The sequence below is a fragment of the Aeromonas sp. 604282 genome (assembly GCF_049170575.1).
In the GTDB taxonomy this organism is placed as follows: domain Bacteria; phylum Pseudomonadota; class Gammaproteobacteria; order Enterobacterales; family Aeromonadaceae; genus Aeromonas; species Aeromonas veronii_A.
Window position 1 is genome coordinate 1 of record NZ_JAAKMV010000030.1, and the last position, 1,045, is coordinate 1,045.

Genomic DNA, 1,045 nt, shown 5'->3' on the forward strand with positions numbered 1-1,045 from the left:
TGAGATCTCTCCCACTGACGTATCATTTGGTCCGCCCGAAACAGGTTGGCCAGCGTGAATAACATCGCCAGTTGGTTATCGTTTTTCAGCAACCCCTTGTATCTGGCTTTCACGAAGCCGAACTGTCGCTTGATGATGCGAAATGGGTGCTCCACCTTGGCCCGGATGCTGGCTTTCATGTATTCGATGTTGATGGCCGTTTTGTTCTTGCGTGGATGCTGTTTCAAGGTTCTTACCTTGCCGGGGCGCTCGGCGATCAGCCAGTCCACATCCACCTCGGCCAGCTCCTCGCGCTGTGGCGCCCCTTGGTAGCCGGCATCGGCTGAGACAAATTGCTCCTCTCCATGCAGCAGATTACCCAGCTGATTGAGGTCATGCTCGTTGGCCGCGGTGGTGACTAGGCTGTGGGTCAGGCCACTCTTGGCATCGACACCAATGTGGGCCTTCATGCCAAAGTGCCACTGATTGCCTTTCTTGGTCTGATGCATCTGCGGATCGCGTTGCTGCTCTTTGTTCTTGGTCGAGCTGGGTGCCTCAATGATGGTGGCATCGACCAAGGTGCCTTGAGTCATCATGACGCCTGCTTCGGCCAGCCAGCGATTGATGGTCTTGAACAATTGGCGGGCCAGTTGATGCTGCTCCAGCAGGTGGCGGAAATTCATGATGGTGGTGCGGTCCGGCAAGGCGCTATCCAGGGATAACCGGGCAAACAGACGCATGGAGGCGATTTCGTACAGAGCATCTTCGATCGCGCCATCGCTCAGGTTGTACCAATGCTGCATGCAGTGAATGCGTAGCATGGTTTCCAGCGGATAAGGTCGCCGGCCATTACCAGCCTTGGGATAAAACGGCTCGATGACTTCCACCATGTTTTGCCATGGCAGAATCTGCTCCATGCGGGACAAGAAAATCTCTTTTCTGGTCTGACGGCGCTTACTGCTGAATTCACTGTCGGCGAAGGTGAGCTGATGACTCATGATGAACCCTTTTTCATGGCTCCAGATGACAAACATGATCTCATATCAGGGACTTGTTCGCACCTTCC

1 protein-coding gene is annotated in these 1,045 nt (G+C 54.4%); it reads right to left on the bottom strand.

Annotation, left to right across the window (positions count from 1 at the left end; genetic code table 11):
• Positions 1 to 977, bottom strand: a 977-nt coding sequence (locus G5367_RS20065; protein ID WP_421294937.1) for an IS5-like element IS5 family transposase, incomplete at its 3' end; no start/stop codon positions are given.
• Positions 978 to 1,045 lie beyond the last annotated feature (68 nt).